Below are 25953 nucleotides of genomic sequence, written 5' to 3'. Positions count from 1 at the left end.
CGGAGACGAGGAGTCGGTCATCTACTCGGGAATTTCTGCCGGCCGTCGTAGCTATTCCGGATTCGGACCCGGTGACGTATTCGACCGCCGCCTCGCCGTCGGTAGCGGGTCGTACTCCACGTCGTCGATGGTCGCCCGCCAGTACGGCAGGTCGCCCGACGGGAGGTTCCACGCCACCTCCGCCGTCGTTGGCACGCGAACCCCGTCCAGTTCGCGGTAGTCGCTGAAGTATCCCGTCCACGGGCACCGCTCGAACTCGCCGTCCCCCGTGTCGCGCCACCGGTCCGCGGTGACGCGCACTATCTCGTCGTTCTCGTCGAAGTGGAACACGACAGTCGCGGTCGAGCCGCGGTGGACGAGCGTCGCCCGGGCCGAACGGTCGTCTCTCGGCTCCCAACTGACGCCGTGGCCGGGGAGAAACGCGGTCGGGAACCAGACCATCTCGGCGAGGTGGCGGGCGAGTTCACCTTCGTCCAACTCGGGTGAGCGCGGGGCATCCGCGACGGTGATAACCGAAAGGAACTTCGCCTCCAACGACCCCACACCGCCGACGAAGGCGTCCACGACCCGGACCGGTAGAAACGGCACGAGATCGATTCGGGCGTCCCAGACGAACCCCGGCGGGGCCACCGTGTAGTGCTGGGTCGCCGTCATCGACTTCCACGGCGAATCCGCGTCGCCGAGTCTGAATTCACCCGTCTGGCGGAGCCGGACCGACTGGACATCGGGGTGCTCGCCCGGTAGCACGCGTTCGAGATACCGGCGAACTGGGGCGGGCAGATCGCTGAGGTCGGCCGTGTCTGTCGCCCCCGCATCGTTCGTGGTCGATTCGGCCTGTTCTCGCCGGAGTGCATCGAGCAGTCGAGCGGCCGTATCGTCGGCGCGCGCCCGGATTACGACGAGGAGAGCGCCGACGGCGAGCGCACCGCCGACAAGCGCGAGGCCGAGTCGTCCGAGCGTTCGCTTGTATGACATACCGAACGGTACGCGGGAGATCGATATGAGTCTCGCCGTGACTCTCACAGTCTGACGCAGACCGTCTTCCGGCCACGGGCGGCGTCGTCGCGAGCGGCGCTCCCCCGGCCAAATTCCTGTCAACGTGACGTTCATAAATTCGAGATACTCACGAACGCGTGAATATAATTCAAACGGTGACTTTATGTAATTAAGTTCGTACTAACGAACGAATGCGCACCGAACCGATGCGGCCGGCACGCCGGGCACCCGCCGACATCGCGGTTAATCTCCCGTTAACTCGTCTAATTTCGGTAGATTCGTCTCTGTCGTGGTCGACGGCTCTCTGGTCTGCGACCGCCACGACTGCCGCGAGCGATGCGGGCCGTCGCCCCTGCCGGGCCACCTTCTCCACTCGCCGTCGAACCCCCTTGACAGCGACCCCCGACTGGACAGCCGACCGACCCGTTTCCCCAAGCGAGGTGGGCGTTGCGTGAGCCACGTCGGCGAGACCGACGACGTGCCGTGGGACGACGTGGGCTTCGTCATCAGCTCTCGCTACCGCATCTCCGTTCTCGATAGGCTCTCGGAGGGTCCGGCGACGCCGACGCAAATCGCCACCGACTCCGAGAGCGCGGTCGCTCACGTCTCGCGGGCGCTGCAAGAACTCAGAGACCGGTCGCTCGTTGAACTCCTCGTCCCGGAACAGCGTCGAAAAGGGCGGGTGTACGGCATCACCGACGACGCCGAGAACATCTGGGACGTCATTCAGACACAGCAGATGACGTGAGTGCGGCCGTCTCGCGGCTTTCTCACGGCAGATCTGGCGCGTCGTGCGACCGACCGCCTCACTTCGTCGCGATTCGCTCCGACCCCTTGTTCAGGAGCTGGTAGGTCCGCTTGGCGAGGTTCATGCCGACGCCGGTCGACTCGACGACGTAGTACGGGACGAGCTCGCCGCCGAACTTCGATTTGTAGTTGCAGAGCCGTTCCGTGTTCGCGCCGACGAGGTCGTACTTCGTGACCGACGCGAGCGCTTCGTCTTCGACGATGTCCTCGATGATGGTCCAGTGGAGCAGGCTGTTGATGCTGACGCCGTCGTACTCGCCGCGCGCGCCGCCGAGCCAGAAGTAGCCCACCTCGTCCGAGAAGGGAACGATCATCCCGCTGAGGTACTCGCCGTCTGGGTCGCGGGCGACGTACACGCGACACCGGTCGCCGAGGTTTTCCACCAGCGACTCGACGAACTCCCACGGCATTCCGAACGGTTCGTCCTGCTCGTCGTACCGCGAGACTACGTCGTCGTAGACGACGCGAGCGCCGTCGAGTCCCTCGTCCGCGATGGTGATATCGAGTTCGCGGGCTTGCCGAATCTCGCGGCGGAGGCTGCTGCTGAACTGGGCCTGTATCTCGTCGAGCGAGCGCCCGCCGAGGTCGAGTCGGTAGGTGAAGGAGGGCTTGACCGCGAAGCCGGTCCATTCGAACGGACGGGGGTCGAGGTACGACGGCGAACAGAGCAGGCGGACGAACGTCCGGTTCGAGCGGATGCCGAGCTCCTCGACCACGAGGTCGGCGAACTCGCGGTTCACCGACTCGTAGGCGCTCTGTTTCGGGCTGTTCGGCATCATCACCGGGCCGATGTAGGGAATCGCCATCGACGGCGGCGGCGAGACGACGACCCGTCCGAGAGGGTTCCGGCGGACGAACGTCGGGAACAGCGCGACCGGTTCTTGGCCCTTGAAGACGCCGAACAGGTGCATTTCGCCGTCGAAGTGCTCGTCGATGGCGGCGAGCACCGCGGGGGTGTGGAAGACTTCGGTGCCCGACGAGGGGAGCGCGGCTCCCCACTCGTCGAGGCTCAGGGGTTCGATACGGAGTTGTGACATGTGTCGTAGTCGTGTGAGTTGGATGGTCGTCGGGCGATACGTCGGTCGGGTCGTCATCGGTGGAGGAACCCCGAGACGAGTCGCGACGGGAGGCTCGTCCCGTTTCCCCGGGACAGCATCTCGATGCCGGGGCCGAGGCGGCTCTTATACAGGTGCGCGATGGTTCTGACCGGGAGCGCGCCGTGCTCGATCTGGTAGAACGTGACGAGTTCGGGGTTGTACTTGCTCTTGTAGCGGTTGAGTCGGCGGTTGTTCGCGCCGACGAGGTCGTAGCGGTGCATCCCGGCGGCCATGCCGTCGCGCATGATGCGCCAGTCCAGCAGGTCGTTGACGTCGATGCCGAAGTCCCGCTGGGGTTTGACGCCGCCGAGCCAGCGGTAGAGCGTGTCGCCGTACTGCAGGACGAGAATCCCGCTCACGAACGTCCCGTCGTACCGGAAGACGTAGGGCCGGACCTGTCCCGCGGGGAGCGCGTCGTACAGGTCCATGACGAACTGCGGCGGTACGTCGAACGACAGGTCCTGTTCCTCGTAGCGGTCTTTGACCAGCGTGAGAATCGAACAGATGTCGTCGCGGTCGCCCTCCTCGACACCGGACGACGAGCTTTCGGCCGTCGCGGATGTTCCGCCGGGCGCTCCGGCTGAACGACATGAGGAGGTCCTCTTCGCCCCGGGTCAGGTCGACGTTGTAGGTGTACTTCGGCGACACGTCGCAGCCGCCCCACAGGAACGTCCGCATGTCGGTGTAGTAGTCGCCGACGCGGACGTGCGTGTAGTTCGGGCCGATGTGTTCGTCCAGCCACTCGGTACAGCCGTCGATGAACTGGTTGCGGCGGCGCTCGAACTTCCGGCTCTTGATGTTGCCGGCGTCGAGCATCACGGGCCCGAGATACGGGACGCCGATGTGCGGCGGCGGGGAGAACGCCGTCTTGACCAGTCCCTTCCGAATCTCGAAGACTGGAAACAGCCCGACCGGCTCTTCTGTCTTGAAGCCGACGAGCAGGTGAAGTTTCGAGTTCGAGTACTTCGCCTGCAGTCGCAGCGCCTCGTACTGGTGGAAGAGACTCGCCTGACTCGACCGCTCGACGTACGTGTCCCACTCGTCGCGGTCGCGGTGGTCGAACTCGACAATCTCGATGGTCATGGGCTGCGGGAGGACCGGCGGTCTTCGCGCTGCGTCCGTTGTCGTCGACACCCTCGACTGCGGTCGTCGCGTTCGCTCTGTCCGAACCGACCAATTCGACCGAAATCAGCCGATTCACCCGCCGACTCGGCGGCCCCGTAAATCGACCCGCGATCCGGTCGGGCCGCGTCAGCGTGTATCATTCGAAAAGACATTCTCGAACTACTGTGACGGGAGGATGGGGATTTGTTATGAAGCGACTAGCCGGCGTTCGCGCCGGCCTGTCCGCCGTCAGGGAGTCTCTGCCGTTGCCCGTAGGCGCTCGATACCGTCGGCGTCGATGCCGTAGCCGTGAGTCGGTTCTCCGGAGATCCTGGTGGCGACGTACTCGGCGATGGCGTAGGCCATCCACGCCTGACACCACCGCATGAGCGTCATGCGCTTGGTGTAAAAGCGGTGTTTGCGGAAGTAGAACCGACCCTCGGACGGGACGTACATGTTCGCCAGCGCCCAGTCAATGGCGCGCTCGGCGCGGTCGTACTGCCCGGCGTAGGTGAACACGAGGATGCCTTGTGCCGTCGCGTGGATGTCGCGGGGGTAGGGGTGCTCCTCGTCGAAGTTGGGCGCGCCGTCCTCGTCGAACAGCTCGCGGGCGTAGAAGTCGAGGCCGCGTTCGAGCGTCTCGTCGTACCGACCGCTGCCGACGATTTGCTCGTAGCGCTGGAAGCACTCGACGATGAAGCCGTTGTGGTGGTTGTCCATCGAGAGGTGCGAGGCGCTCGCGGGCTCGCGGTAGTACCACCCGCCGCGGTCGGTCTGCTTCGACGCGACGAAGTCGTACACCTTCTCGGCGCGTTCGAGCAGTTCCTCGTCGCCGAAGTAGTCGTACAGCTCGACGAACAGTCGCGCCCCGATAGCCAGCGCGTTGAGGGTGTAGCTGTCCTTCGGGTGCGAGAGGTAGTAGTCCATGACCGCGCCGTCGTCCTTCGGCCGGTAGTTGAGGTCGTTGAGCATCACGTCGACGGCGGTCTTGGCGATGTCCGGATAGTCCGGGTCGAACTCCCGCCCCGCGAGGAGCGCCTTGACGCCGTAGGCCGTCGAGACGATGTTCGGCGAGTGTGGAATCCCCGACCGCGGGCCGTTGCGGCCGGAGATATGCTGGATGACGTGGCGGTGACTGCCGGCGAAGCCGCTGTAGCCCTTGGCTTGGTTCTCGACGAGCCACTCCGTCAGCGAGGCCGCGTCGTCGCGGTACGTCTCCGCCGGGCGGTCGCCGTCGAACCACTCGGCCAACTGTGCGCGGGTCCGGTTCGCCATGGCGAACAGCGTGATGCCCTTGAAGTTCCGGCGCTTCTCGACGAGGAACAGCGGGCGGACGTTGACGGGCGAGCGCTTGATGAACTCCTGGACCGCGAGGTTGAACCAGCGGTTATCGATGGGAACCGACAGCAGGAGCCTGCTGCTCATGCCGTCGCCGTAGTCCCAGCCTTTGTAGTCGCGTTCGCGGGCGTAGTCGAGCACGTCGTCGAGTACGTCGACGTACCGCTGGAGTCGCTCCGTGTCGGCGTCGGCGTCGCCGTCCCGGTGATACTGCTTCGATGGTGGATTCATGATATAGAATAGCCTCTCTGAGGGGGTATTGGCTGTCCGAGAGGAAGCCCGCTGGCGGCTTTGTTATGGAGCCGATACCGGCCGACGCCGTCGAATTCTACTGAGAGAGCGAGTGATTCGTGCCGCCGGCGGTCGCGCTGTCGGTCGCCCTCTCGCCCGAGTCGTCGTCGGGAATCGCGCTCGGCGAGGAACTCGCGATAGTACTCGGCGACGGGGCCGACCCACGCGCCGCGGTCGAGCGCCCGTTCGATGATGCGGCGGTAGAGCCGGCGGTAGCCGGGGAACTCGTCTTCGTTGAAGTACCGCGGGTGCCACAGCACCGTCATCACGGCGTCGTTCGCCTCGGCCTCGTCTAGGAGGCGCTCGCACTCGGCCCACGCCTCGTCGAACGCCGACCCGGGGTCGGGAAGCGACACCTCCATCAGCGTCAGCGGGAAGACGACAAAGTCGTCGTCGAAGGGTCTGAACGGCCGGTAGCCGTGTTGGAACCCGTTTTCCGAACTCGACCCGGGGCTGGCGTCGTACTTTAAGCCGAGTTCGCGGTGGTAGCGCCACGTGTTCGGCCCGAGTTTGAGGTGGTGCTGGCGGCCGCCGACGATTTCGTGGCCGAGCACCGCTTCGAGTTCGCGCTTTTCGGTTCGGAGGCGGTCGAAGTCGTCGCACGACCGGAACGAGCCGTGGATGCCGACCTCCCAGCCGCCCTCGTCGAGGTCGCGGACGGCGTCGGCTATCGACGCCGAATCGAGGTCGTACCGGCCGAGGTGTTCGACCCAGTTCTTCGGTTCGAGCCAGTCCGAAAGCGACCCCGTTTCGAGGAGGCTCGGCTCGTTGAGGAAGTAGAACGACGAGCGGACGCCGAGGTCGCGTTCGAGCGCCATGATATCCTCGAACTGCCAGTAGGGGTTCTCCCGCCGGAGGAGCGTCCGGAGGTGGTAGCTGGGGTTCGACTTCGCCGCATAGTACAGCCCCTGATACGTCTTGTACGGGCGGTCCACGTCGTGGGTCAGACAGACCGCGAAGCCGGGGCCGGATTCGCTCGGCTCCGTGCGGGTCACGCGGAGGTCATCTCGGCGCATCTCGAATCTCCCTTCTTCTCACGCATTCTCGTACTCCGAGAGCGCGGCGACGATTCGCTCGGCGGCGCTCCCGTCACCGTACAGCGAGGGTTTTTCGGGAAGCGGGTCGTCGTCGGTCAGCGCCGCCCGAATCGCGGTCGCGTCCGCGCCGACGAGGACGTTCCAGCCAGCGTCGACGGTTTCGGTCCACTCGGTTTCGTCGCGGAGCGTGAGACATCGGGCGTCGAGGTAGAACGCTTCCTTCTGGACGCCGCCGGAGTCGGTGGCGACGCGCTCCGCGCCGTCGAGCAGGCGGACGAAGTCGAGGTAGCCGACCGGCTCCACGAGGATGACGTTCTCGGCGTCGGCGAGCCGCGACCAGAGGCCGCTGGCTTCGAGCGCACCCTCGGTCCGCGGGTGGACCGGGAACACGACCGGGAGTTCCGACGACACGAGCCCGTCCACGATGCCTTCGAGGCGGTCGCGGTCGTCGGTGTTGGCGGCGCGGTGGACCGTCGCGAGGACGTACTCCCCGTCTCGGAGGTCGAGGTCGGCGAGTATCGACGACCGCTCGCGGGCGGTCTCGCGGACCCGGAGGACGGCGTCGTACTGCACGTCGCCGGTCACGGAGACGCCGTCGCGGATGCCCTCGGCCGCCAGCGTCTCGGCGGCAGACTCGGAGGGCGCGAACAGCAGGTCCGAGCAGTGGTCGGTGAGCACGCGGTTGACCTCCTCGGGCATCGCCCAGTTGTGGCTCCGCAGGCCGGCCTCGACGTGCGCCAGCGCGGGGTCGCGCTTCGCGGCCACGAGCGCCGCCGCGAGCGTGGAGTTGGTGTCTCCGTAGACGAGCACCACGTCGGGCGCTTCGTCGGCGACGACGGCGTCCAGCCGGGTCATCATCTCGGCGGTCTGGGCCGCGTGGCCGCCCGAGCCGACCCCGAGGTTGTAGTCGGGTTCCGGGATGTCGAGCTCGTCGAAGAACACGCCCGACATCGACTCGTCGTAGTGCTGGCCGGTGTGGACGAGCACCTCGTCGTGGTCGCGCCTGAGCGCGTCGGAGACGGGGAACGCCTTGATGAACTGCGGGCGCGCGCCGACGACCGAGAGCACTTTGAGGCGGTTCATCGGCTCGCACCTCCGTGCGGCGCGTCGGTCCCCACCGCGACTTCGGCCTCGGCCTCGGAATCAGCGTCGGCTGACGACTCGCCCCGCGGTCCGCCGCCGATTTCGTACACGCGGTGGCCGATGTCGCCGAGGGTGCCGCGGCCGTCGACGACGACGAGGTCGTCGAAGGCGGTCCAGTCGATGCCGTCGAACTCCTCGTGCGGCGTGACGACCACGGCCGCGTCGAGCGCGCGGGTCGACAGGTCGGCGAGCGAGACGGGGGTCGCGCCGAAGGACGCGACGACCTCGTCGGAGAGCATCGGGTCGACCGCGAGGACGGTCGCGCCGAGTTCGTTCAGTCGGTCGATGACGCCCGCAGCGGGCGTCGCGCGGGTCTCGGCGACGCCGGGGCGGTAGGTGACGCCGAGGACGGCGACGGTCGCACCTTCGAATGTCGCGTCCCGCCGCGGCCAGCTCGTCGCGGAGCTTGTCGGCGGTGAACGCCGGCATGCTGTCGTTGACCTCGCGGGCGGTCAGGAGCAGGGGCGTCTCGGCCTCGACTCGGCTCGTGATGAAGTACGGATACCACGGGATGCAGTGGCCGCCGACGCCCGGGCCGGGCGCGTGGATGTCGCAGTACGGCTGGGTGTTGGCCGCGTCGATTGCCTCGGTCACGTCGATGCCGAGGTCGTCGCGGAGCCGCGCGAGTTCGTTGGCGAGCGCGATGTTCACGTCGCGGTAGACGCCCTCGAACAGTTTCACGGCCTCCGCGGTCGTCGCGTCGCGCACGGGAATCACCTCGTTCGAGGTAATCTCGCCGTAGACGAGCGCCGCGACGCGGGTGCTCTCGGCGTCGACGCCGCCGACGATTTTCGGGTGGGACTCGGTGATGTCGCGGAGCGCCCGGCCCGACGAGGTCCGCTCGGGGCAGAACGCCACGCCGAACTCGCCGGCCGAGAGGCCGCTTCGCTCCGCGAGGTACGGCACCACGAGGTCTTTGCTCGTTCCCGGCGGGACGGTACACTCGACGACGACGAGGTCGCCGGGCGCGAGCCCCTGTGCGATGCTGTCGAGGACGGCTTCGAACGCCGCGAGGTCGGGTTCGCGGTCGTCGGTCAGCGGGGTCGGAACGATGATGACGTGAATCGCGGCACCTTCGGCCGCGGCGACGCCGTCGGTGGTCGCCCGGAGCGCGCCGCGTTCGGCCTGCTCGGCGACTAACTCGGGGAGTCCCGGTTCCTTCGCCACGTGGCACTCGCCGTCGTTGACGCCGCGGACCACGTCCTCGCTGATGTCGACGCCGGTGACGTTGCCCGTCGCGCGGGCGTAGACGGCCGCCAGCGGGAGGCCCATCTTCCCGAGGCCGTACACCGCGACGGGGACCTCGCCGGCGCGCAGGGCCCGCGTCTGTTCGTCGGACGAGCGGTCGGAGCCGTACAGTCCGGGGTGCTCGCGGCTCATTGCCGGCCCTCCGGGGTCTCTGTCGTCTCCGCGGCCGCCGCGGTCTCGACGCTTCGAATCGCCGACTCGGCGTCGGCCTCGATGCGCCGGGCGAGTTCGATGGCGCGCAGGCCGTCGGCCGGGGTGACGAGAACCGGGCCGCCGTCGGTCGCGGCGTCAACGAACGCCTGTAGCTCGCGCTTCAGCGGCTCGCCGGTGTTGATCATCGGCTGTTCCATGACCACCTCGTGGCGGTACCGGACGCCGCCGTTGTCTCGGAGGTAGTCCGGCCGCGACTGGCGGAAAATCTGGACCGACTGGTTCAGGTAGTCGACCCGGATGAGCCGGTCGCGCGCGGTGATGTCGAGGGTCCGCGTCTTCTGCTGGGTGAGCCGACTCGCCGTGAGTGAGGCGATGACGCCGTTCTCGAAGGTCACCTGCGCCGTCGCGTACTGCTCGTCGGGCGTGGCGGTCGCGGCCACGCGGTCGACCTCGGCGTCGACGAGCGAGAGCACCACGTCGATGTCGTGAATCATGAGGTCCATGACGACGCCGTCGCCCATCTCGCGGTTCAGCGGCGGACCGAGCCGATTCGCGGTGATGGCGATGGGTTCGACGCCGTCGAGGAGGTCGGGGAGGGCGCGGACGGCCGGGTTGAACCGCTCGATGTGGCCGACCTGCAGCACGACGCCGCGGTCCTCGGCGAGCGCGGCTAACTCCGCGCCCGCGTCGAGGTCGTCGACGAAAGGTTTCTCCACGAGCGCGTGGACGCCGGCGTCGATGCACTGCCGGGCGACCGATTCGTGATAGGGCGTCGGCACCGCGACTGTCACCACGTCGACGCAGTCGAGGAGTTCCTCGATTCCGTACGCGTCGGTGCCGAAGTCGGCGGCGACCTCGGCGGCGCGGTCCGCGTCCGCGTCGGCGACGCCGACCAGTTCGACGCCGCGAAGCTCCGCGTAGACCCGTGCGTGGTTGGTTCCCATCGACCCGACGCCGATGACGCCCGCGCGGACCGGGCGCTCTCGGCCGCCGTCGGCGCGGAGTCCGTCGGGTTCTCGGCTCACCTCGCCACCTCCACGTAGTTGGCGACCGCAGTCCCGACGCGCTCCACGTCGGCCTCGCTGAGTCCGGGGTGGACCGGGAGCGAGAGCACCCGTGCCGCGGCTTCCTCCGCGACGGGGGCCGACACCGCGAGGTGTTCGTACGCGGGCTGTTTGTGGACGGGCTTCGGGTAGTAGACGCCCGTCGCAATGCCCTTCGCGTCGAGGTACGATTTGAGAGCGTCGCGCTCGACGCCGTCGCAGGCGACCGTGTACTGGTGGAAGACGTGAGTCCGGTCCGGCGGTGTGTGGGGCGTCGTGACCGGCGAGTCTTCGAGGTACTCCGTGAGCGCGGCGGCGTTCGCCTGTCTCGCGCGAGTGAACTCGGGGAGGCGTTCGAGCTGGACCCGGCCGATGGCCGCGGCGATGCTCGTCATGCGGAAGTTGTGGCCGACCTCGGCGTGTTCGTAGCCGGAGACGCGGCCGTGGTCCACGAACCGGGCGGCGCGCTCGGCGATGTCGGCGTGGTTGGTGGTAATCATGCCGCCCTCGCTCGTGGTCATGTTCTTCGTCGGGTAGAACGAGAAGCACGCGGCGTCGCCGAAGGAGCCGACGCGCCGTCCCTCGACTTCCGCGCCGTGGGCCTGCGCGGCGTCTTCGACGAGCAGGAAGTCGTACTCGTCGGCGAGTTCCGTGAGTCGCGTCATGTCGGCCGGGAGACCGTAGAGATGGACCGCGATGACCGCGTCCACCTGCTCGCCGGCCCTGAGTCGCGCTTCGAGCGCGTCGGGGTCGATGTTGTACGTCCGCGGGTCGATGTCGACGAAGCCCACCTCGGCCCCCGTGAACGCGACGGCGTTGGCCGTCGCGATGAACGTGAAGGGCGTCGTCAGGACGCGGTCGCCGGGGCCGACGCCGAGTGCGTGGAGCGCGGCGTGGAGCGCCGTCGTTCCGTTGGAGGTGGCGACGCCGTGGTCGGCCCCGCAGTAGTCGGCGAACTCCCGCTCGAAGCCCCGGACCTCGGGGCCGTCGGCTATCATGCCGCTTTCGAGGACGGCCGCGATCCGGTTCCGTTCGGCCGCGCCGAGTTGGGGCGCAGCGATGGAGATGTGGTCTGAACTCATCGTCGTATCCTGTTTTCTCCCCGCAGTTGCTCCGGCAGTTCGCGGTGGACGGCGGGGACGCCCACGGCGAGGGTTCGCGGCGGCACGTCGTTCACGACGAGCGCGCCGGCGGCGACGAACGCGCCCTCGCCGACGGTCACGCCGGGGAGAAGCGTCGCGTTCGCGCCGATTGAGGCGTGGTTCTCGATTGTCGGGCCGACCAGTTCCGCGTCGGTGCGGACCGGGTAGGGGTCGTTCGTCATCACCACGCCCGGCCCGACGAACACGTCGTCGCCGATGCGGGTGTTGGTGGGGATGTAGACGTTCGTCTGGATGCTCACGCGCGACCCGATGGTCGTAGTACCGTCGACGACCGTCTCGGTCCCGAGGAGGACCTGGTCGCCGATGGTCGTGTGCTCGCGGACGAGGACGTTGTGGCCGGTGACGAAGTCGTCGCCGATGGTCACGTCGTCGTAGACGATGGTGCCGGCGCGGATTCGCGCCCGGTCGCCGATGATCGGGTCGTTACCGTCGCCGTAGCCGATGGTGACGCCGTCGTCGACGTGGGATTCGACGCCCACCTCGGCGCTCATCGTCGTCCACCTCGCGTCGGTCGCGCTCCATCGACTGTCTGTGTCGACTCGGCGGTCGGCCGAGTCGACTGGAAAATCTGGAATTTCATATCATGTCGGCGGGGAGTCTGCCTGCCTTAGCGAAATTCAGTCTCGGTGAGGGCTTTGTTATGGAGTGATTGCCACCCGAAATCCGGTCGCAGTCACTTCGTAACGCTGCGGCGGATTCCGGTCACGGAGCGCTTGAGAAGCGCCACGCCGGGCGCGCCGTCGCCGAGCCAGAGCCAGACGGCGCTCCCGAGCAACGCGAGTTCGAACGCGACCAGCACCCACGCCTCGGGTCGGCCGAGGAAGACGACGAAGCGGCGCAGGTAGAACCACGTCTGGGCGAAGAAGCCGCCCATCGACGACTCGCTGCCGTGGGACAGCGGCCAGAGGAACGCCCGAATCACGTCGTAGTTCCCGAAGAAAAAGCCGTTGTACAGCAGGTCCGCGGGGATGTGCGAGAGGTAGCCGAGGGCGAAGGCGACGCCGACCGTCGCCGCTCCGTAGCGCCGCGCGACGACCACGACGAGTATCGAGACCGGCACCGAGACGAGAATCGAGTGCGCCACCGAGATACCGCTCGGGAGGATGCCGAACGACCACGCCAGCGGCTTGTCGACGAGGTCGGGGAACTGTGTTCCGAACAGCACCGCCAGCGCGGCCCAGCCGTCGAGCTTCCGGTCGGTCGCCCGCGCCCACAGTGAGACGATGATGTAGCCGACAGCGGCGTGCTCCCACGGGAACATCAGCGGTCGCTCCCGGTCGGTCGGTTCGTCGTCGTTGCGGTCGGTCGAGCCGCCGTTACGTGTCGGCAATTCGTCGTTCCGGTCGAGTGACGCCGCGTCGTCGGGTCCGTGTTGGCGGTTCGTCGTCGCGGGATGAGAGTGGGGATAGGCGTCTGAGACATCTGATTTGTGGGGCGCATCGGGGGTCGGCTTGGAGGACGTTCCGTTCACCTCGAGTGCGGACTGCGTCCGTCCGCATCGATGCGAACGATTTGAGGCGAAACGGCGCGCGAGCGCCCGGTCAGGGAACCCGAGTGCACGTCCGGGTTTTGTTATGGCGACTGTAACTGCCTCGTGGCGGTTTTCGCGGCCGGAAGTCGGCGTCGATTCGAGCGGCGGCGGCGGGTAGACGCCGTATAACTACTCCCGCGGGGCGCGTGGAACTGCCAGAGAGTATGCGATACCTGTTCTTCACCAACACGCCCGCGCACGTCCACCTCTACAAGTACGCCGTCAGAGAGCTTCAGGCGATGGGTCACGACGTGCTCGTCCTCGGCCGCGACTACGGCTGTACCAAGGACCTGCTCGAGTACTACGACCTTCCGCACGAGATTTACGGCTCCTGCGGGACGACGAAGTACTCGCTTTTCAAGTCGCTCCCGTTCCACTACGTCAACATCTTCCGGGCCGTGCGGCCGGTTCAAGCCCGACCTCATCTTCGGGATGGGCGGCTACGCGGCCCACGCCGGGGCCGTCTCGCGGACGCCCGTGGTCCTCCTGCTCGACTCCGAGCCGACCTCACTGGACCACGTCGTCTCCCGGCCGTTCGCCAAGGCGATTCTGACGCCCCACACCTTCGGGAAGGACCTCGCGGACAACCACTACCAGTTCCGCGGGTTCAAAGAGACGGCCTACCTCCATCCCGACGTGTACGAGCCTTCGGTGGACATCCGAGCTGAACTCGGTCTCGCCCCCGACGAGAAGTTCGTCGTCGTCCGGTTCAACGCGTTCGGCTCGCACCACGACGTGGGCCACGGCGGGTTCACCCCCGAGCGCCGCCGCGAACTCATCGAAATGCTGGGCGAGCGCGCGACCGTCTTCGTCCTCGACGAGAGCGAGGAGCGCCGCGACGGCGACCTCGACACCCGGCCGTTCGACTTCCATCCCGCGCTCGTCCACGACGTGCTCGCCGAAGCGAGCCTGCTCGTCGCCGACACCCAGACCATGGTCACCGAGGCGGCGCTGCTCGGGACGCCCGCCATCCGGTCGAACTCCTTCGTCGGCGACGACGACATGGGCAACTTCGTCGAACTCGAACGGCAGGGGCTCATCTCCAACCTCAAGTCGTTCGACGACGTGATGGCCCGCGCCGAGGAACTCCTCGCCGACGACGGCGCGAAGGCCCGCTGGGCCGAAAAGCGCGACGCGTTCCTCGCGGACAAGGTCAACCTCACCGACGTCATCGTCCAGGTGGCGCTGAACTACGGCTCCGTCGAGACGGTCGACTCGCTGACGAGGCATACGGTCCCGGCGTAATCGGCGTCGCGCCATCGCCGACCCCACGCCGGCGGCGTCCGCCGCAATCGAAGCCCAGCCCGGTGCGTCTGCCCGCTCCCGGAGACGGTCAATCGACCCATAACTAACCGCCGAACCGCCCAATTTTCTCGCATCGACCGGCGCGCGCTCCGCCCGCCTCGATCGCGTCCCGTGACGCGGACCCGCGATTCCTCGACCAGACCCGCAGAATCAACCAGAACCAACCCCATGAAGCCCAAGCAAACACTCCTCATCGTCGGCCCGAAAGGCACCGGCGGCATCGACCGATATATCACCGAACAACGTCGCTACCTCGAAGACCGGATGGACGTGCGCGTCTACACGCGCTACACCGCGCCGAAGGGTGAGGGGCTCGAACTCGCCGCACGAATGCTCCTCTCGTCGCTCATTGCCGTCGTTCTCTTCCCCTTCCAGCGACGCCCGGACATCGTCCACGTCCACTCGTCGCACACCTACTCGTTCTACCGCGCGGCGTTCTTCGCCTTGTTTTCGAAGTACGTCTGGCGCGTCCCCGTCGTCCTCCACATCCACGGCTCGTCGTTCGACGACTTCCTCGCCACCGACTCGCGGGTCGTCCGCCGACTCCAGTCGCTCGTCTTCGACGCCGTCGACGACGTGGTCGTCCTCTCGGAGTACTGGCGCGGCCTCGTCTCCAGACTCGCCGGCGAGGAGAAAGTCCACGTCATGGCCAACGCCGTCGAACCCGCGGAGTACGACCCGACGTACCCGACCGACCCCGTCCACCTCGTCTTCGTCTCGAACCTCATCGAGCGCAAGGGTATCCGCGAGTTCCTCGACGCCGTCGAGATACTCGAATCCACGCCCGGCCTCGACTTCGAGGTGAGCATCGGCGGCCGCGGCCCCTACGCCGACCGCGCCGAGGCGGTCGCCGCCGCCTACGACAACGTCTCGTACCTCGGCTTCCTCTCCGAGGAAGACAAGCGCGACCTCATCAGCCGCGGCACCGTGTTCGTCCTCCCGACCTACGCGGAGGGGCTTCCCATCGCCATGCTCGAAGGCATGGCCGGCGGCAACGCCATCGTCACCACACCGGTCGGAAGCATCCCCGAGGTCATCACCGACGACCGCGGGATTCTCGTCGCGCCCGGCGACGCCGAGGAGCTGGCCCGGGCGCTCGCGCGACTCGTCTCCAACCCCGAGGAGGCCGTCCGCATGGGCCGGACGAACCGGGCGGTCATCGAAGAACGCTACTCGTGGCAGTCGAACGCGGACGAGCTGGTGGCGATGTACGCCGACGCGGCGTAGCGTCGGGGCCAGTCTTTCTTTTCTCCGAAGCCCCCGCGGAGACGGCGCTCTTCTCGATGTTCGTTTTGGCGGCCGTCAACGGAGTCAGGTTTTTAATGTTAACTCATCTACAGTTACTGGATGGACGACACTGCACTCGACTCGTTGGTGCGGGACGACGTCGGTGGTCGGGCGCTCGCGAGCGTCCTCGCGCACGCAGAGCGCGGCGATGGAACTGTCACGTACGACGCTGTGAGCGATGCCGTCGACGCTGAGACGTGGGGTCGGCTGCTCAGGACTGGCGTGCTCGTGCCCGCCGACGACGTGTTCGTCGTCGACGACCCGCCAGCCGTTCGGGACGCACTCGCCGACGCGGGTATCGAGGTCGGCGCCGCGACCACTCAGCCCGCTCCGACGACTGACGAATCGGCGTGGAGACCGGTCGACAAACTCGCCGGAGCGGGCGCAATCACCCTCGTGGCCGGCTATCAGGTGCCAGCCATCAAAGCGGCGATTGTCGGTCCGATGGACCTCGTCCTCGGGCCGCTCGCCGGGGTGCTTCCGTTCCCGCTGCTCGTCGTCGTTCTCGCGACGGCGGTTGCGCTCGTCTCGACGGGCTTCCGTCGCCGGTTCCTCGACAAGGACGGAATGGACGCACAGAGAGAGCAGATGCAACGGATTCGAGAAAAACTCAGTACCGCGAAGCAGCGCGGGGACGATGCCGCCGTGGAACGTCTCACCGAGCGTCAGCAGGAGCTGATGCGAGACCAACTCGGGACGATGAAAAACAACCTCCGGCCGATCGTGTGGTCGATGCTCATCACGGTGCCCGTCTTCCTCTGGCTGTCGTGGTTCGTGATGAACCCCGCAGGAGCCATCGTCACGGCCGCACCGGTGATTCCGATAGCCGACCGCATCATCTGGAGCGCGCGGTTAGTCGGACCGATGCAAGTTTGGATGGTGTGGTACTTCGTGAGTTCACTCGCCTCCAACCTGTTCGTCAAGCGAACAGCTCGCCGGTTGTTCGACCAGAACACCGCCCAGACCCCCGCGTGAGGAACACAGTCGGTGGTCTCCAGCACGCGTCGCGTCGTTGTCCGTTGCCACCGCCGGCCGTGGCTTCTGTGGCTGTCCTCCCTGTTCGGTAGCTATCCGTTGCTTCGGTAGTCGCTGCCGCCGCGTCGTCCGTCTCCTAGCGTTCTGACGCGCTCCGCGTGACCGGATAGTCCGACCGAAAAAAGAAAGCGTGCAAAGCGTGCTGAGTGGCTCGTCCGGCCTCAGTCGGCCGGTTGCGGCGCGTCTTCGGCTTCCGTCGCGCTCGCGGTACCCTCACCGACGCCGCGGCCTTCGCGGTCGATGTACTTGCGGACCCAGAGTTCGCCGGTGATGATGCCGGAGATGGCGCTCATGTGTTCGGCCTCGCCCGTGAGCTCCTCGCGCTGGAGGCGACGAATCTCGTCGGCGTCGAAGTACGGGCGCTCGCAGGCGGAGTCGAGCAGGTCGTCGATGCGCTCGCGGAGCGCGCGGTTCGTCCGGTACCAGTCGCCGATAGTCGAACGACCGCCGTAGGTGTGTACGTCGCCGACGAGGCGCTCGCGGATTCGATCGACGGAGGTGCCGACGACGAAGCCGGCGGCGTGTTGCCACATCGGGCGCGCCGGCGGGACCTTCGTCCGCTCGTAGGGGATGTCCGCGAGTCGGCTGTCGAGGCGGCGGACCAGTTCGACCTTCGGGTAGGCCGTCCCCGCGGGAATCTTCCCGTTGGTGAACGGAATCGAGCCGACGCGGTGCGAGAGGGGCATCTGGGTCACGGCCCGGGAGGAACTCGGGTGTCGCTGAAGGGGACCCGCGTGCCGGCCTGGCTCTCGGCGATGGGGTTGCTGGCGAAGTCGCACCGCGGGAAGTAGTTGCGGTAGTAGCAGTCCATCGCGGTGCTGTAGAGGTCCGGCTGGTCGCTCTTGCGCACCTCCTCGCGGTAGGTCGTCATCGGGTCGAATTCCGTCCGCAGGAGCCTGCGGGCGTCGTCAACGTCGATGCGGTGTTTCGCGCGGTAGAGCGCCGCCTCGGGGGATTTGCTTCCCTCGACGGCGGCCCGACCGATGCCGTCGCCCATCATCCCGCCCTGCCCGCAGCCCTCGATGAGCACGTCGGGCATGTCCTCGATGTTGAACACGTTCGCGAGGTTGACGAACGTCGAGAGGCCGACCATCCCGCTCGTCAGCTGGACCGATTTGTCGAGCGAGTCGACGAGCGCGTTCGACTCGACGGGCACGCGCCTGTTTTCGAGGCCGAGCACCTTGGAGACCTTCGCGGCGAGTTCGAGGTTACTCCCGTTCGCGGGGTTCGAGTCGTAGGTGTAGGTTGTGAGGTCGTGGTAGCGGCTGAGTTCGCCCGCCATCGAGCGACTGTCGAGGCCGCCGGAGAGCCACAGGCCCAAAAGGATATCGCCGTCTATCGTGTCGGCCATGTCGGCGATGACGTCCTGATAGGCCTCGGTGAGGTCGTCGAGGTAGGAGTCGTCGGGGCTCTGTTCGAACGTGTGGTGCCAGTACGACTCGATTTCGGGGCTCGCGCCGGCCCGGTAGTCGAGGACGGACCCCGAGGGGAGGAACTTCACGCCCTGCACGAGCGTCTTATCGCCCCAGACGTGCCCGATCATGAGCAGGTCGCTGATGGCGCGCTCGTCGACCTGCGGGTCGTCGAGGAGGGTCGTCAGCGCGCCGACCTCGGTCCCGAAGGCGAACGGCTCGCCCGCGACGTAGAAGCACTGTCGCGTCCCGAGTTTGTCGCTGGCGAGCACGACGCGCTCGTCGTCGCCGTCGACGCCGACGACGAGGAACGAGCCGTCGAGTTCGGGGAGGAGCGCGTGCGGGTCCTCGAACAGTCGGGCGAACAGCCCGTCGGCGTCGAGGTCGAGTTCGTCGAGGTTCGTCACCGCGCCGTATATCGCTCCCACGCGCGAGCCGTCCTCCCAGACGGTACAGCCCTTGGGGTCTCTCGCGCCGTGGTGGAGGACCGAGACACCGAAGCGGCCGGTCGACCGCGTCGCCGACTCGTACCAGTCTTCGTGGTGGAGTTCGGCCGCGCAGGCGTCGAGCGTCGACGCGTCGAGGACGCCGCCGACGAAGCCGGTCATCGAAGACCCTCGCGTCCGGTTCGCTCGGCGGTCTGTGGCGTGACTACTGTGAGTAACATCGTTGCCCGATATCCGCGTGCGTCGGGTTTTGTTATCACGCGCCTATACGGCCGTGCGGCGGCGTCGAGCGTCGTCGAACCGACCGGAACCGAGGTTCGAACGGGTCTCTGCCTCGGATGGCCCCTCGACGCCCGACGCTTCGGTTGCTGAATCCCGAGACGCGGGGAAGAACGCCCATACCGTCCGCCGACACCGATTACATTCTCAATAACAAACTACGCTACTCGCCTTCTCTCACGGGATGAAGCAACGCGATTCGCGGCTCACGAGAACACTCCTCCTCGTCGGATTTCTCGCGCTAGCCGTCGGTATTCTCGTCGCTCGCGCGTCGCCGGCGCGCGCGTACGAGGTCTCAATCTACCAGTCGACTCCGGTGGTCTTCTGGGTCGGCGTGGCGGTGGCGGTACTGACCGCGTTGGTCGTGGTCGTTCGCGCCCCGAACAGTCGGTTCGCAGCCGGTGGCGTGGGTCTAGCGGCCCTCGCGATAGCCGCGGTCTCAGCCTTCCGCTCGTCCGGGAGTACTACTTCTACGGGTTCAACGACTCGTTGACGCACCTCGGCTGGGCGAAGTCGCTCGCCTCGGAGACGCTGACGCCGCTCGAAATCGTCTACCCGAGCGGCCACGTCTCCGCTGGGATATTCAGCGCCGCCCTCGGCGTCGAAATCACCACCGCGATGATGCTCGTGGTGTTTTTCGTCTCGGTCGTCTACCTCGTGTTCGTCCCGCTTCTCGTCTCGCTCATCGTCCCCGACCGTCGGGCGGTCCTCATCGCCGTGTTCTCGGCGCTGTTGTTCCTACCGGTGAACCTCAACGGGTTCAAGCTCATGTTCTTCCCGTACTCGCTGGCGTCGTTCCTCGGACTGGTGCTTCTGTACCTCTTCTTCAAGCACCAGTTCTCCGGCACCGACGCCGTCGAGAGCCGGTGGCGCGGTCACATCACGCCCGTCTCCGTCCTGTTCGCCATCGGGACGGTCGCGCTGGTGTCGTACCACCTGCAGGTCGCCGTCAACTACCTCGTGTTGTTCGTCGTCGCCGCGGGTATCCAACTCGTCCAGCGCTGGCGGACCCCGGACGCCGTCGCCGAACAGCGACCGGTGTACGGCCTGACCATCGTCTTCGCCGCGGCCTTCGTCTACTGGCTGACGCAGTACACCGTCGGCTTCTCGACGGGCGGTCTGTTCGTCGAGGGGTTGCTCGGGATTCTCTCGGGGAGTTCCGAGGCCGGAACGGCTATCTCCCAGCGCACCGGTTCCGTCACCGCCGTCGGCGGCGGCATCTTCGATGTGTTCGTGAAGCTGTTCCTCGTGAACGCGGTGTACGCCCTGATTACCTTCGGCGTCTTCCTCGGCGTCCTGTTCGGGCGGTTCCCGCAGCTGTCGGGTCAGGGACGGACCATCCTGCGGACGCTGACGTTCAGCCTCGTCGTGTTGGTGCCGTACTTCTTCGCGCACCTCCTCGGCGTCATCTCGGAGACGAACTTCTTCTTCCGCCACGTCGGCTTCGCGATGATTATCGCGACCGTCGTCGGGAGCGTCGGACTGTTCTACGCGTTCGAGTGGCTCGCGGGGACGAGCTACTGGTCGAAGTACGGGCGGGCGGTCAAGGCCGGCACGCCCGTCGCGACGGCGCTCGTCATCGGGCTCACGCTCATGGTGATGTTCCCGTCGCCGTACATCTATCTCCCTCGAACCACGTCCCCGCCCAGCAGATGGGGGCGTACGACACCGCGTTCGAGATGTCCGACGAGGACATTCGATACGTGGGTATCCGCGGGAACCCCGACCGCTTCGCCGAGGCGCTCCCCGAGCGAACCACGCCGGCGCTCGGCTTCACGACGCCCGACGAGGCGCTCACCGACCTGCCGAGCTACTACGACGGCCCGCGGTATCTGATGGTCTCGAAGACCGATTACGACCGCGAGGTGGTCGCGTACCGCGAACTCCGGTACTCCGCGGCGAATCTCACAGCCGTCCAGAACCAGCCCAACGTGAACCGCGTCATGGCGAACGGCGCGGCCGACCTCTACTACGTGTCCGGGTAGGGGTGTAGGGACGCGGGGTCCGATTTTCACGCCGATGCTAGAACCGCTACCGCCGGTGCCGCCGCTGTTCTCTTCCGACCGGCGGCCTGTGGGCCGATGGTCCCTGCCCCGCCGCACGGGTTCGGACACCACGGCGCTCGGCAGGTCGCTCTGCCTCGTCAAACAGCGCCTAATCCGCGCGACTACGGGAACCGCGACCCCGCGGAATCCAGTAGCGAGTCAATAATTAATCGCCTCCTGAGCCGATGTGTATCCGAGTGTTACCGTTCGTGAATACGCCGGGTCTCCGCCGAAGCGACGACCCGCGAGGTGCGTTCGATGAGAGATAAGATTCGCTCGGTCGTCCGGACGATTCGCCGCCGGTTCGTTCCCGGCGACGACGACAGCGACCTCGCAGAGCGGACGGTGAAAAGCGGGATGTGGGTGTCGGCGATGAACGTCCTCGACCGGGTGCTGAAGGTCGTCATGTTCATCGTCCTCGCGCGGTTGCTCGGCCCCGAGGCTATCGGGCTGATGGGTATCGCGCTCCTCACGATCTCGGCGCTTCTGAGCCTGACGAACCTCGGTATCGACGCCGCGCTCATCCAGCGCGTCGACGACGACGTGGACGAGTACCTGAACACGACGTTCACGCTCGAACTCCTCCGCGGCCTGCTGATGAGTTCGGTTCTCTACTTCGCGGCCCCGTCGCTCGCCTCGCTGTTCGGCGAGCCCGCCGCGCGGGACCTCATCCGCGCCATCGCCCTGGTCCCGATTTTCCTCGCGCTGCGGAACCCCGCGATGGTCTACTTCAAGAAGGACCTCGCGTTCCACAAGGAGTTCGCCTACCGGGTCAGCGGGACGACGGCCTACGTCGTCGTCGCGCTCGGCTACGCCGCGGTCAGCCCGACGGTCTGGGCGCTCATCTTCGGCTACCTCGCCGACGCAAGCGTCCGCTCGGTCGTGACCTACTTCCTGCACCCGTACCGCCCGCGCCCCGCGCCTGAACCGGGCGTATGCAGCCGAACTCATCGGCTACGGGAAATGGGTCACGGGGTCGTCCATCGTCGAGTTCCTCTACGGACAGGGCGACGACGCGGTCGTCGGCTGGCTCCTGACGGCGACCTCGCTCGGTTACTACCAACTCGCCTACCGCATCTCCAACGCGCCGGCGACCGAAATCGCCGTCGTCGTCTCCAGCGTGATGTTCTCGACCTACTCGAAGCTTCAGGAGGACCAGCGCGCCCTCCGCGAGGCGTTCTTCAGCACCTTCCGGCTCACGGCGTTCGTCGCCCTACCCATGTCGGTCGGCATTTACCTCGTCGCGCCCGCCTTTGTCGGCGCATTCCTCGGCGAGGACTGGCTTCCGATGGTGCTCGCCATGCAGATTCTCGTCGCCTACGGGCTCTTTCGGACGCTCTTCGCGACGTTCAACCCCGTCTGGCGCGCCGTCGGCCGCCCCGACGTGCAGACCAAACTCGGCTTCCTCCGCGTCGCGCTGCTCGCGATAGCCATCGTCCCCGCGACGAGCGCCTACGGCATCGAAGGGACCGCCCTCGCGGTCACGGGTATCCTCGCGTTCCCGATGGTCCCGCTCTACGCGCGCGAAATGAAACGAACGCTCGGGACGACTTACCGCCGGTTCCTCCGAGAGCTCTCGTACCCCGTCGCGGCCAGCGGCGCGATGGCGCTGGCGGTCCTCGCGGCGCAGAACCGCGTCGGGTCGCCGCTCGTCGAGTTCGCGGTCCTCGTCGCTATCGGCGTCGTCGCCTACGCCGTCAGCGCCGCGTCGCTCATGACGCTCTTCGACTGGCGGGTCAAACAGAACCTCCGGGAACTCGTCTCCGTGATGTCCAAGTGAGGTCGGCGTTCGGCCGACTCGACGGGCCCGCTGAGTGGTCGATTCGACTGACTCTCATTGCTAGCTGAACCTTCGACGTGAATCAAACCTATCAGAACACCGTCAGAAAATGTGGGTGTGGTGAAACGAACGCCCTCGCAAGGTTCGGTGGGAGCGTAATTACCAGTTCATAGATTGATTATCTGGCGAGCAGAGACGTTTCACGGACTGATTTTGATTCGACACCGCATGTCGATTTGGCTCGTATAGTATCGATTAAGTGGTCGTTTTCGACCGCCAATATGGCGACATATACATATTTAGTTGATATTTTCTTGAGAGAATATAAGGTGTGTCTCTGGAATGCAACTGGTAACTAACTGGCCTCCATCCGAATCAAACCCGCACGTAATCGTAGCTAACTAGATTATACCTCGCAATAATGATTATCACCTTAACGAGGGCTTTCCTCGGGTATGGCACGACTAACCGATGGAGATGACGACGAATCTGCGGCGGATTCAGACTCCATCCTCGAATCGCAACTCAACAGGCGGAACTACCTCAAACTCGGTGCGATGGCCGCATCGACTGCCCTCTCTGCCGGCGTCGCGTCGGCTGCGTCTGGACCAGAGGAGCGCTTCGGTATCCAATGGGACCGCGTCGTCAACGCGGTGGACGACCTTGGAATGGACCCCAACGGAAACGAACCGATAGACAACCAACTCGATTCCGCGTACGAAAGCGGGACGCTCATCGAATTCCCTCCGGGTGAGTATCTCGCCACCGAGACGCAGTACTGGAACGACGACGTCTCCCGCTTCGGGATGGTCGGCACCGGCAGCTCCCACAAGGACGTGCAGTTCGTCTTCCCGTCGGGCAACAACGGCGAGAAGTACCGGTTCCTCGAAATCACGAGCGGGGACCACCACGTCCTGAAGAACTTCTCCATCCAGCAGACCGACGACGACACTACCACGGCGGACATCTGGATGATAAACGACGACGGCGGCCTCATCGAGGACGTCGAGTGGCTCGGCCGCACCCCCACCGACAACAACGCTCGCCGCCAGCTCCTCGCGTACGACTGTTCCTCCGTCGACGGCGTCAACGTCGCCCGCCGCGTCTACATGCGTGAGGGTGCCGAGCTTCCGGGCTACCCCGACGGCGTCGCGGGTATCCGTGTACAGGGCGGTTCAGTCGGCGAGATTCGCCTCGTCGACTGCCACATCGAACGAGCGCGGGTCGTCGTCGTTCCGCGCGACCCACACCCGCGGCGTCCTCCGCGTCGAGGGCGGCCTGTTCAAGAACAACGACAACACCAACATGCGCATCTCCGCGGGCGACCACCCCACGAAGACCTCGTGGATCAAGGGCGCGACCGTCATCATGGACGCGGACAACCTCAACGAGCACGCCCGCGACGGCGACAGCCTCGACAGTCCCGAGGGCCTCCGCATCGACTCTACCGGCAACGGGTACGCCGGCGTCCTCATCGAGGACTGCGACTTCATCTTCAAGTCCTGTCCCACCTCGCGCGGCATCGTCTCCGTCGCCGACGTGGGCCGGCCACGGCGGCTTCACCCTGCGCAACTGCCGCATCCAGAACGACACGTCGGTCCAGACGATTCACGCCGACTCCGTCGACACCGACACCGCGGACAAGCCGTGGGGCGTGAACCTCGAAAACGTCTCCATCACGGGCAGCACGCGGTCTCAGCCCGCCGGCGCGGCGGTCTGCATCGACAACGACCGCAACGGCTCGACCGTCCAGAACAGCTGTATCCACCTCCCGAACGGCGACGTGGACGGCGTCCTCGTCAACGACGCCACGAGCTGTGAGATTGTGGACTCGAACATCAACGTCTCCGGGCAGGCGACGGTGTTCAGCGGGGCCGACGTGGACACGAGCAACATCACGAGCAGCGACTCCTGTCCGCTCCCGAGCGCCGACGGGAGCACTAGCGACGACTCGTCAGATTCGACGACGGACGACTCGACAGATTCGACGACCGACGATTCGACGACGGATTCCACGACCGAACCCCTCCCGAACGAGATTCGCCTCGTCGGCACGGGCACGACGACCCAGTACGAGTTCACCGTGACGGACTCGCTGCAGGCGTCGGGCGACACCATCGAGGAGTGGGACGACATCTCCGGCGGCACCGCGACCGGCTGGATTACGACCGACGGCGTCGAGGACACCTACACGTTCTCCGGCGACATCGACTCGTTCTCGTTCCTCGAAGGCGAGTGTGAGATTCACGTCAACGGCGAGCAGGTGACCGAGAGCACCGTCACGGACGCGACGACGGACTCGTCGACGACGGACGACTCGACGGATTCGACGACCGACTCCACGACCGACTCCACCGACCTCTCGCACGAACTGCGCCTCGTCGGCACGGGTACCCAGACCCAGTACGAGTTCACCGTCAGCGACGCGCTCGAAGCCTCGGGCGACACCATCGAGTCGTGGGACACCATCGACGGCACCTCCGCCAGCGGCTGGATTACGACCGAGGGCGTCGAGGACACGTTCAACTTCGCGGGAAGCGTCACCTCCTTCGGCTTCGTCGAAGGCGAGGCCGAGATTTACGTCGACGGCGAGCAGGTGACAGAGAGCACGGTCACGGACGCGACGACGGACGACTCGACCGATTCGAGCACGGACGACTCGACGACCGACGACTCCACCGACAGCCAGAACGAACTGCGCCTCGTCGGCACCGGCGTCGAGACGCAGTACGAAGTCAGCGTCAGCGGCACGCTCGAAGCCTCGGGCGACACCATCGAAGAGTGGGACGACGTGTCCGAAAGCTCCGCGACGGGTTGGGTCACCACCGAGGGGGCCGAAGACACGTACAGCTTCACGGGCACGATTACGTCGCTGTCGTTCCTCCAGGGCGAGGCCGAGGTCTACGTCAACGGCACGCGGGTCGACCCTGCCGTGTTCTCCCTGCCGAACACCCTCGTCGTCGAGGCGACGGCACGGAGACGACGTACGACTTCATGGTCTCGGGCGAAATCCTGAACGATCCGCTCGTCGGGCCGACCGAGAGCGACGACAGCGTCACCAACGGCAAGGTGAAAGGCTCCGTTACGGACAACGTCGACGCCTTCCGGTTCTCGGGTGACATCACGAAGATGAACCTGACCGGCGACGCGGCGCTGACCTTCGAAGACAACGACGGCTGAGACCGAGACGACGGAACAGCAGAACAGTAGACGGCGCGCCGCGCGCCCACCCGCCCGCGGTGACGCCGCAGACGACAGAGGCACCCACGTTCGCATTTCGACTCGGCTTTTTCGTTTTCCACCCGACAGCCGAGCGGCGGCCACGTTCAGGACGGATCGACGGCCGCGCGGGCGCGAGTTACGCCGCGTCGTCGCCGGCGTCAGCGCCGCCGGTCGGTTCATCGGTCACGGTG

At 66.3% G+C, this 25953-nt stretch carries 12 protein-coding genes and 7 pseudogenes; 7 read left to right on the top strand and 12 right to left on the bottom strand.

What is annotated here, in order from left to right; genetic code table 11:
• Nucleotides 1-51: 51 nt before the first annotated feature.
• A complete protein-coding gene (locus ATB1_RS11815) occupies nt 52-975 on the bottom strand; it encodes a DUF6920 family protein (protein WP_042663899.1) in 924 nt (307 codons plus the stop codon).
• A gap of 472 nt (nt 976-1447) precedes the next feature.
• Here ATB1_RS11815 and ATB1_RS11810 point away from each other — a divergent pair, with 472 nt between their 5' ends.
• Nucleotides 1448-1744, top strand: a complete 297-nt coding sequence (locus tag ATB1_RS11810) for a winged helix-turn-helix domain-containing protein (RefSeq protein WP_042663898.1) — start codon at nt 1448-1450, stop codon at nt 1742-1744.
• Nucleotides 1745-1802: 58 nt separating this feature from the next.
• Here ATB1_RS11810 and ATB1_RS11805 read toward each other — a convergent pair whose 3' ends face one another.
• The 10 genes and pseudogenes from ATB1_RS11805 to ATB1_RS11755 form a co-directional block, all read right to left on the bottom strand.
• Nucleotides 1803-2840, bottom strand: coding sequence for a GNAT family N-acetyltransferase (locus ATB1_RS11805; protein WP_042663903.1), 1038 nt, complete (start codon nt 2838-2840; stop codon nt 1803-1805).
• A 53-nt stretch (nt 2841-2893) separates the two neighbouring features.
• Nucleotides 2894-3983, bottom strand: a pseudogene (locus tag ATB1_RS24135) (lipid II:glycine glycyltransferase FemX).
• Nucleotides 3984-4253: 270 nt separating this feature from the next.
• Complete coding sequence (locus ATB1_RS11790; protein ID WP_042663894.1) at nt 4254-5573, bottom strand: antibiotic ABC transporter permease; 1320 nt, start codon at nt 5571-5573, stop codon at nt 4254-4256.
• The gene (locus ATB1_RS11785; RefSeq protein ID WP_241768198.1) at nt 5570-6649 is read right to left on the bottom strand and encodes a polysaccharide deacetylase family protein; all 1080 of its coding nucleotides are present in this window, start codon (nt 6647-6649) and stop codon (nt 5570-5572) included. The genes ATB1_RS11790 and ATB1_RS11785 overlap by 4 nt, the downstream gene beginning before the upstream one ends.
• Nucleotides 6650-6667: 18 nt before the next feature.
• On the bottom strand, nt 6668-7753 hold the full coding sequence (gene wecB / locus ATB1_RS11780; protein ID WP_042663893.1) for a non-hydrolyzing UDP-N-acetylglucosamine 2-epimerase: 1086 nt from the start codon (nt 7751-7753) through the stop codon (nt 6668-6670).
• Nucleotides 7750-9193 (bottom strand): annotated as a pseudogene (locus ATB1_RS11775) (nucleotide sugar dehydrogenase). The gene wecB and the pseudogene ATB1_RS11775 overlap by 4 nt, the downstream one beginning before the upstream one ends.
• A complete protein-coding gene (locus ATB1_RS11770; RefSeq protein ID WP_042663892.1) occupies nt 9190-10239 on the bottom strand; it encodes a Gfo/Idh/MocA family protein in 1050 nt (349 codons plus the stop codon). Before ATB1_RS11770 ends, ATB1_RS11775 begins: the two are co-directional and overlap by 4 nt.
• Nucleotides 10236-11339 (bottom strand): DegT/DnrJ/EryC1/StrS aminotransferase family protein, encoded by a 1104-nt coding sequence (locus ATB1_RS11765; RefSeq protein WP_042663891.1) that lies wholly within the window; start codon nt 11337-11339, stop codon nt 10236-10238. The genes ATB1_RS11770 and ATB1_RS11765 overlap by 4 nt, the downstream gene beginning before the upstream one ends.
• The gene (locus ATB1_RS11760; protein ID WP_042663890.1) at nt 11336-11911 is read right to left on the bottom strand and encodes an acyltransferase; all 576 of its coding nucleotides are present in this window, start codon (nt 11909-11911) and stop codon (nt 11336-11338) included. The genes ATB1_RS11765 and ATB1_RS11760 overlap by 4 nt, the downstream gene beginning before the upstream one ends.
• A 182-nt stretch (nt 11912-12093) precedes the next feature.
• Nucleotides 12094-12681, bottom strand: a complete 588-nt coding sequence (locus tag ATB1_RS11755; RefSeq protein ID WP_042663900.1) for a metal-dependent hydrolase — start codon at nt 12679-12681, stop codon at nt 12094-12096.
• A gap of 434 nt (nt 12682-13115) precedes the next feature.
• Here ATB1_RS11755 and ATB1_RS11750 point away from each other — a divergent pair.
• From ATB1_RS11750 to ATB1_RS11740, 3 genes and pseudogenes are all read left to right on the top strand, one after another.
• Nucleotides 13116-14196, top strand: a pseudogene (locus ATB1_RS11750) (DUF354 domain-containing protein).
• A gap of 228 nt (nt 14197-14424) precedes the next feature.
• A complete protein-coding gene (locus ATB1_RS11745; protein ID WP_042663889.1) occupies nt 14425-15483 on the top strand; it encodes a glycosyltransferase family 4 protein in 1059 nt (352 codons plus the stop codon).
• A gap of 120 nt (nt 15484-15603) precedes the next feature.
• Nucleotides 15604-16518 carry a DUF106 domain-containing protein gene (locus ATB1_RS11740; RefSeq protein ID WP_042663888.1) on the top strand — a complete coding sequence of 305 codons (915 nt, stop codon included), beginning with the start codon at nt 15604-15606 and terminating at the stop codon, nt 16516-16518.
• Between the two features lie 221 nt (nt 16519-16739).
• On the opposite strand, the pseudogene ATB1_RS11735 reads toward ATB1_RS11740, so the two are convergent.
• A pseudogene (locus ATB1_RS11735) lies at nt 16740-18598 on the bottom strand (asparagine synthase-related protein).
• Between the two features lie 301 nt (nt 18599-18899).
• Between ATB1_RS11735 and ATB1_RS11730 the strand changes: the two are divergent.
• The 3 pseudogenes from ATB1_RS11730 to ATB1_RS11720 all read left to right on the top strand — a co-directional run bounded on the left by ATB1_RS11730 (nt 18900) and on the right by ATB1_RS11720 (nt 25720).
• A pseudogene (locus ATB1_RS11730) lies at nt 18900-20700 on the top strand (hypothetical protein).
• Between the two features lie 318 nt (nt 20701-21018).
• A pseudogene (locus ATB1_RS11725) lies at nt 21019-22540 on the top strand (lipopolysaccharide biosynthesis protein).
• A 455-nt stretch (nt 22541-22995) separates the two neighbouring features.
• Nucleotides 22996-25720 (top strand): annotated as a pseudogene (locus ATB1_RS11720) (hypothetical protein).
• Nucleotides 25721-25953: the final 233 nt, after the last annotated feature.

The sequence above is a fragment of the Haloferax sp. ATB1 genome (assembly GCF_000730175.1).
This window is presented reverse-complemented; position numbering and strand designations above follow the sequence as displayed.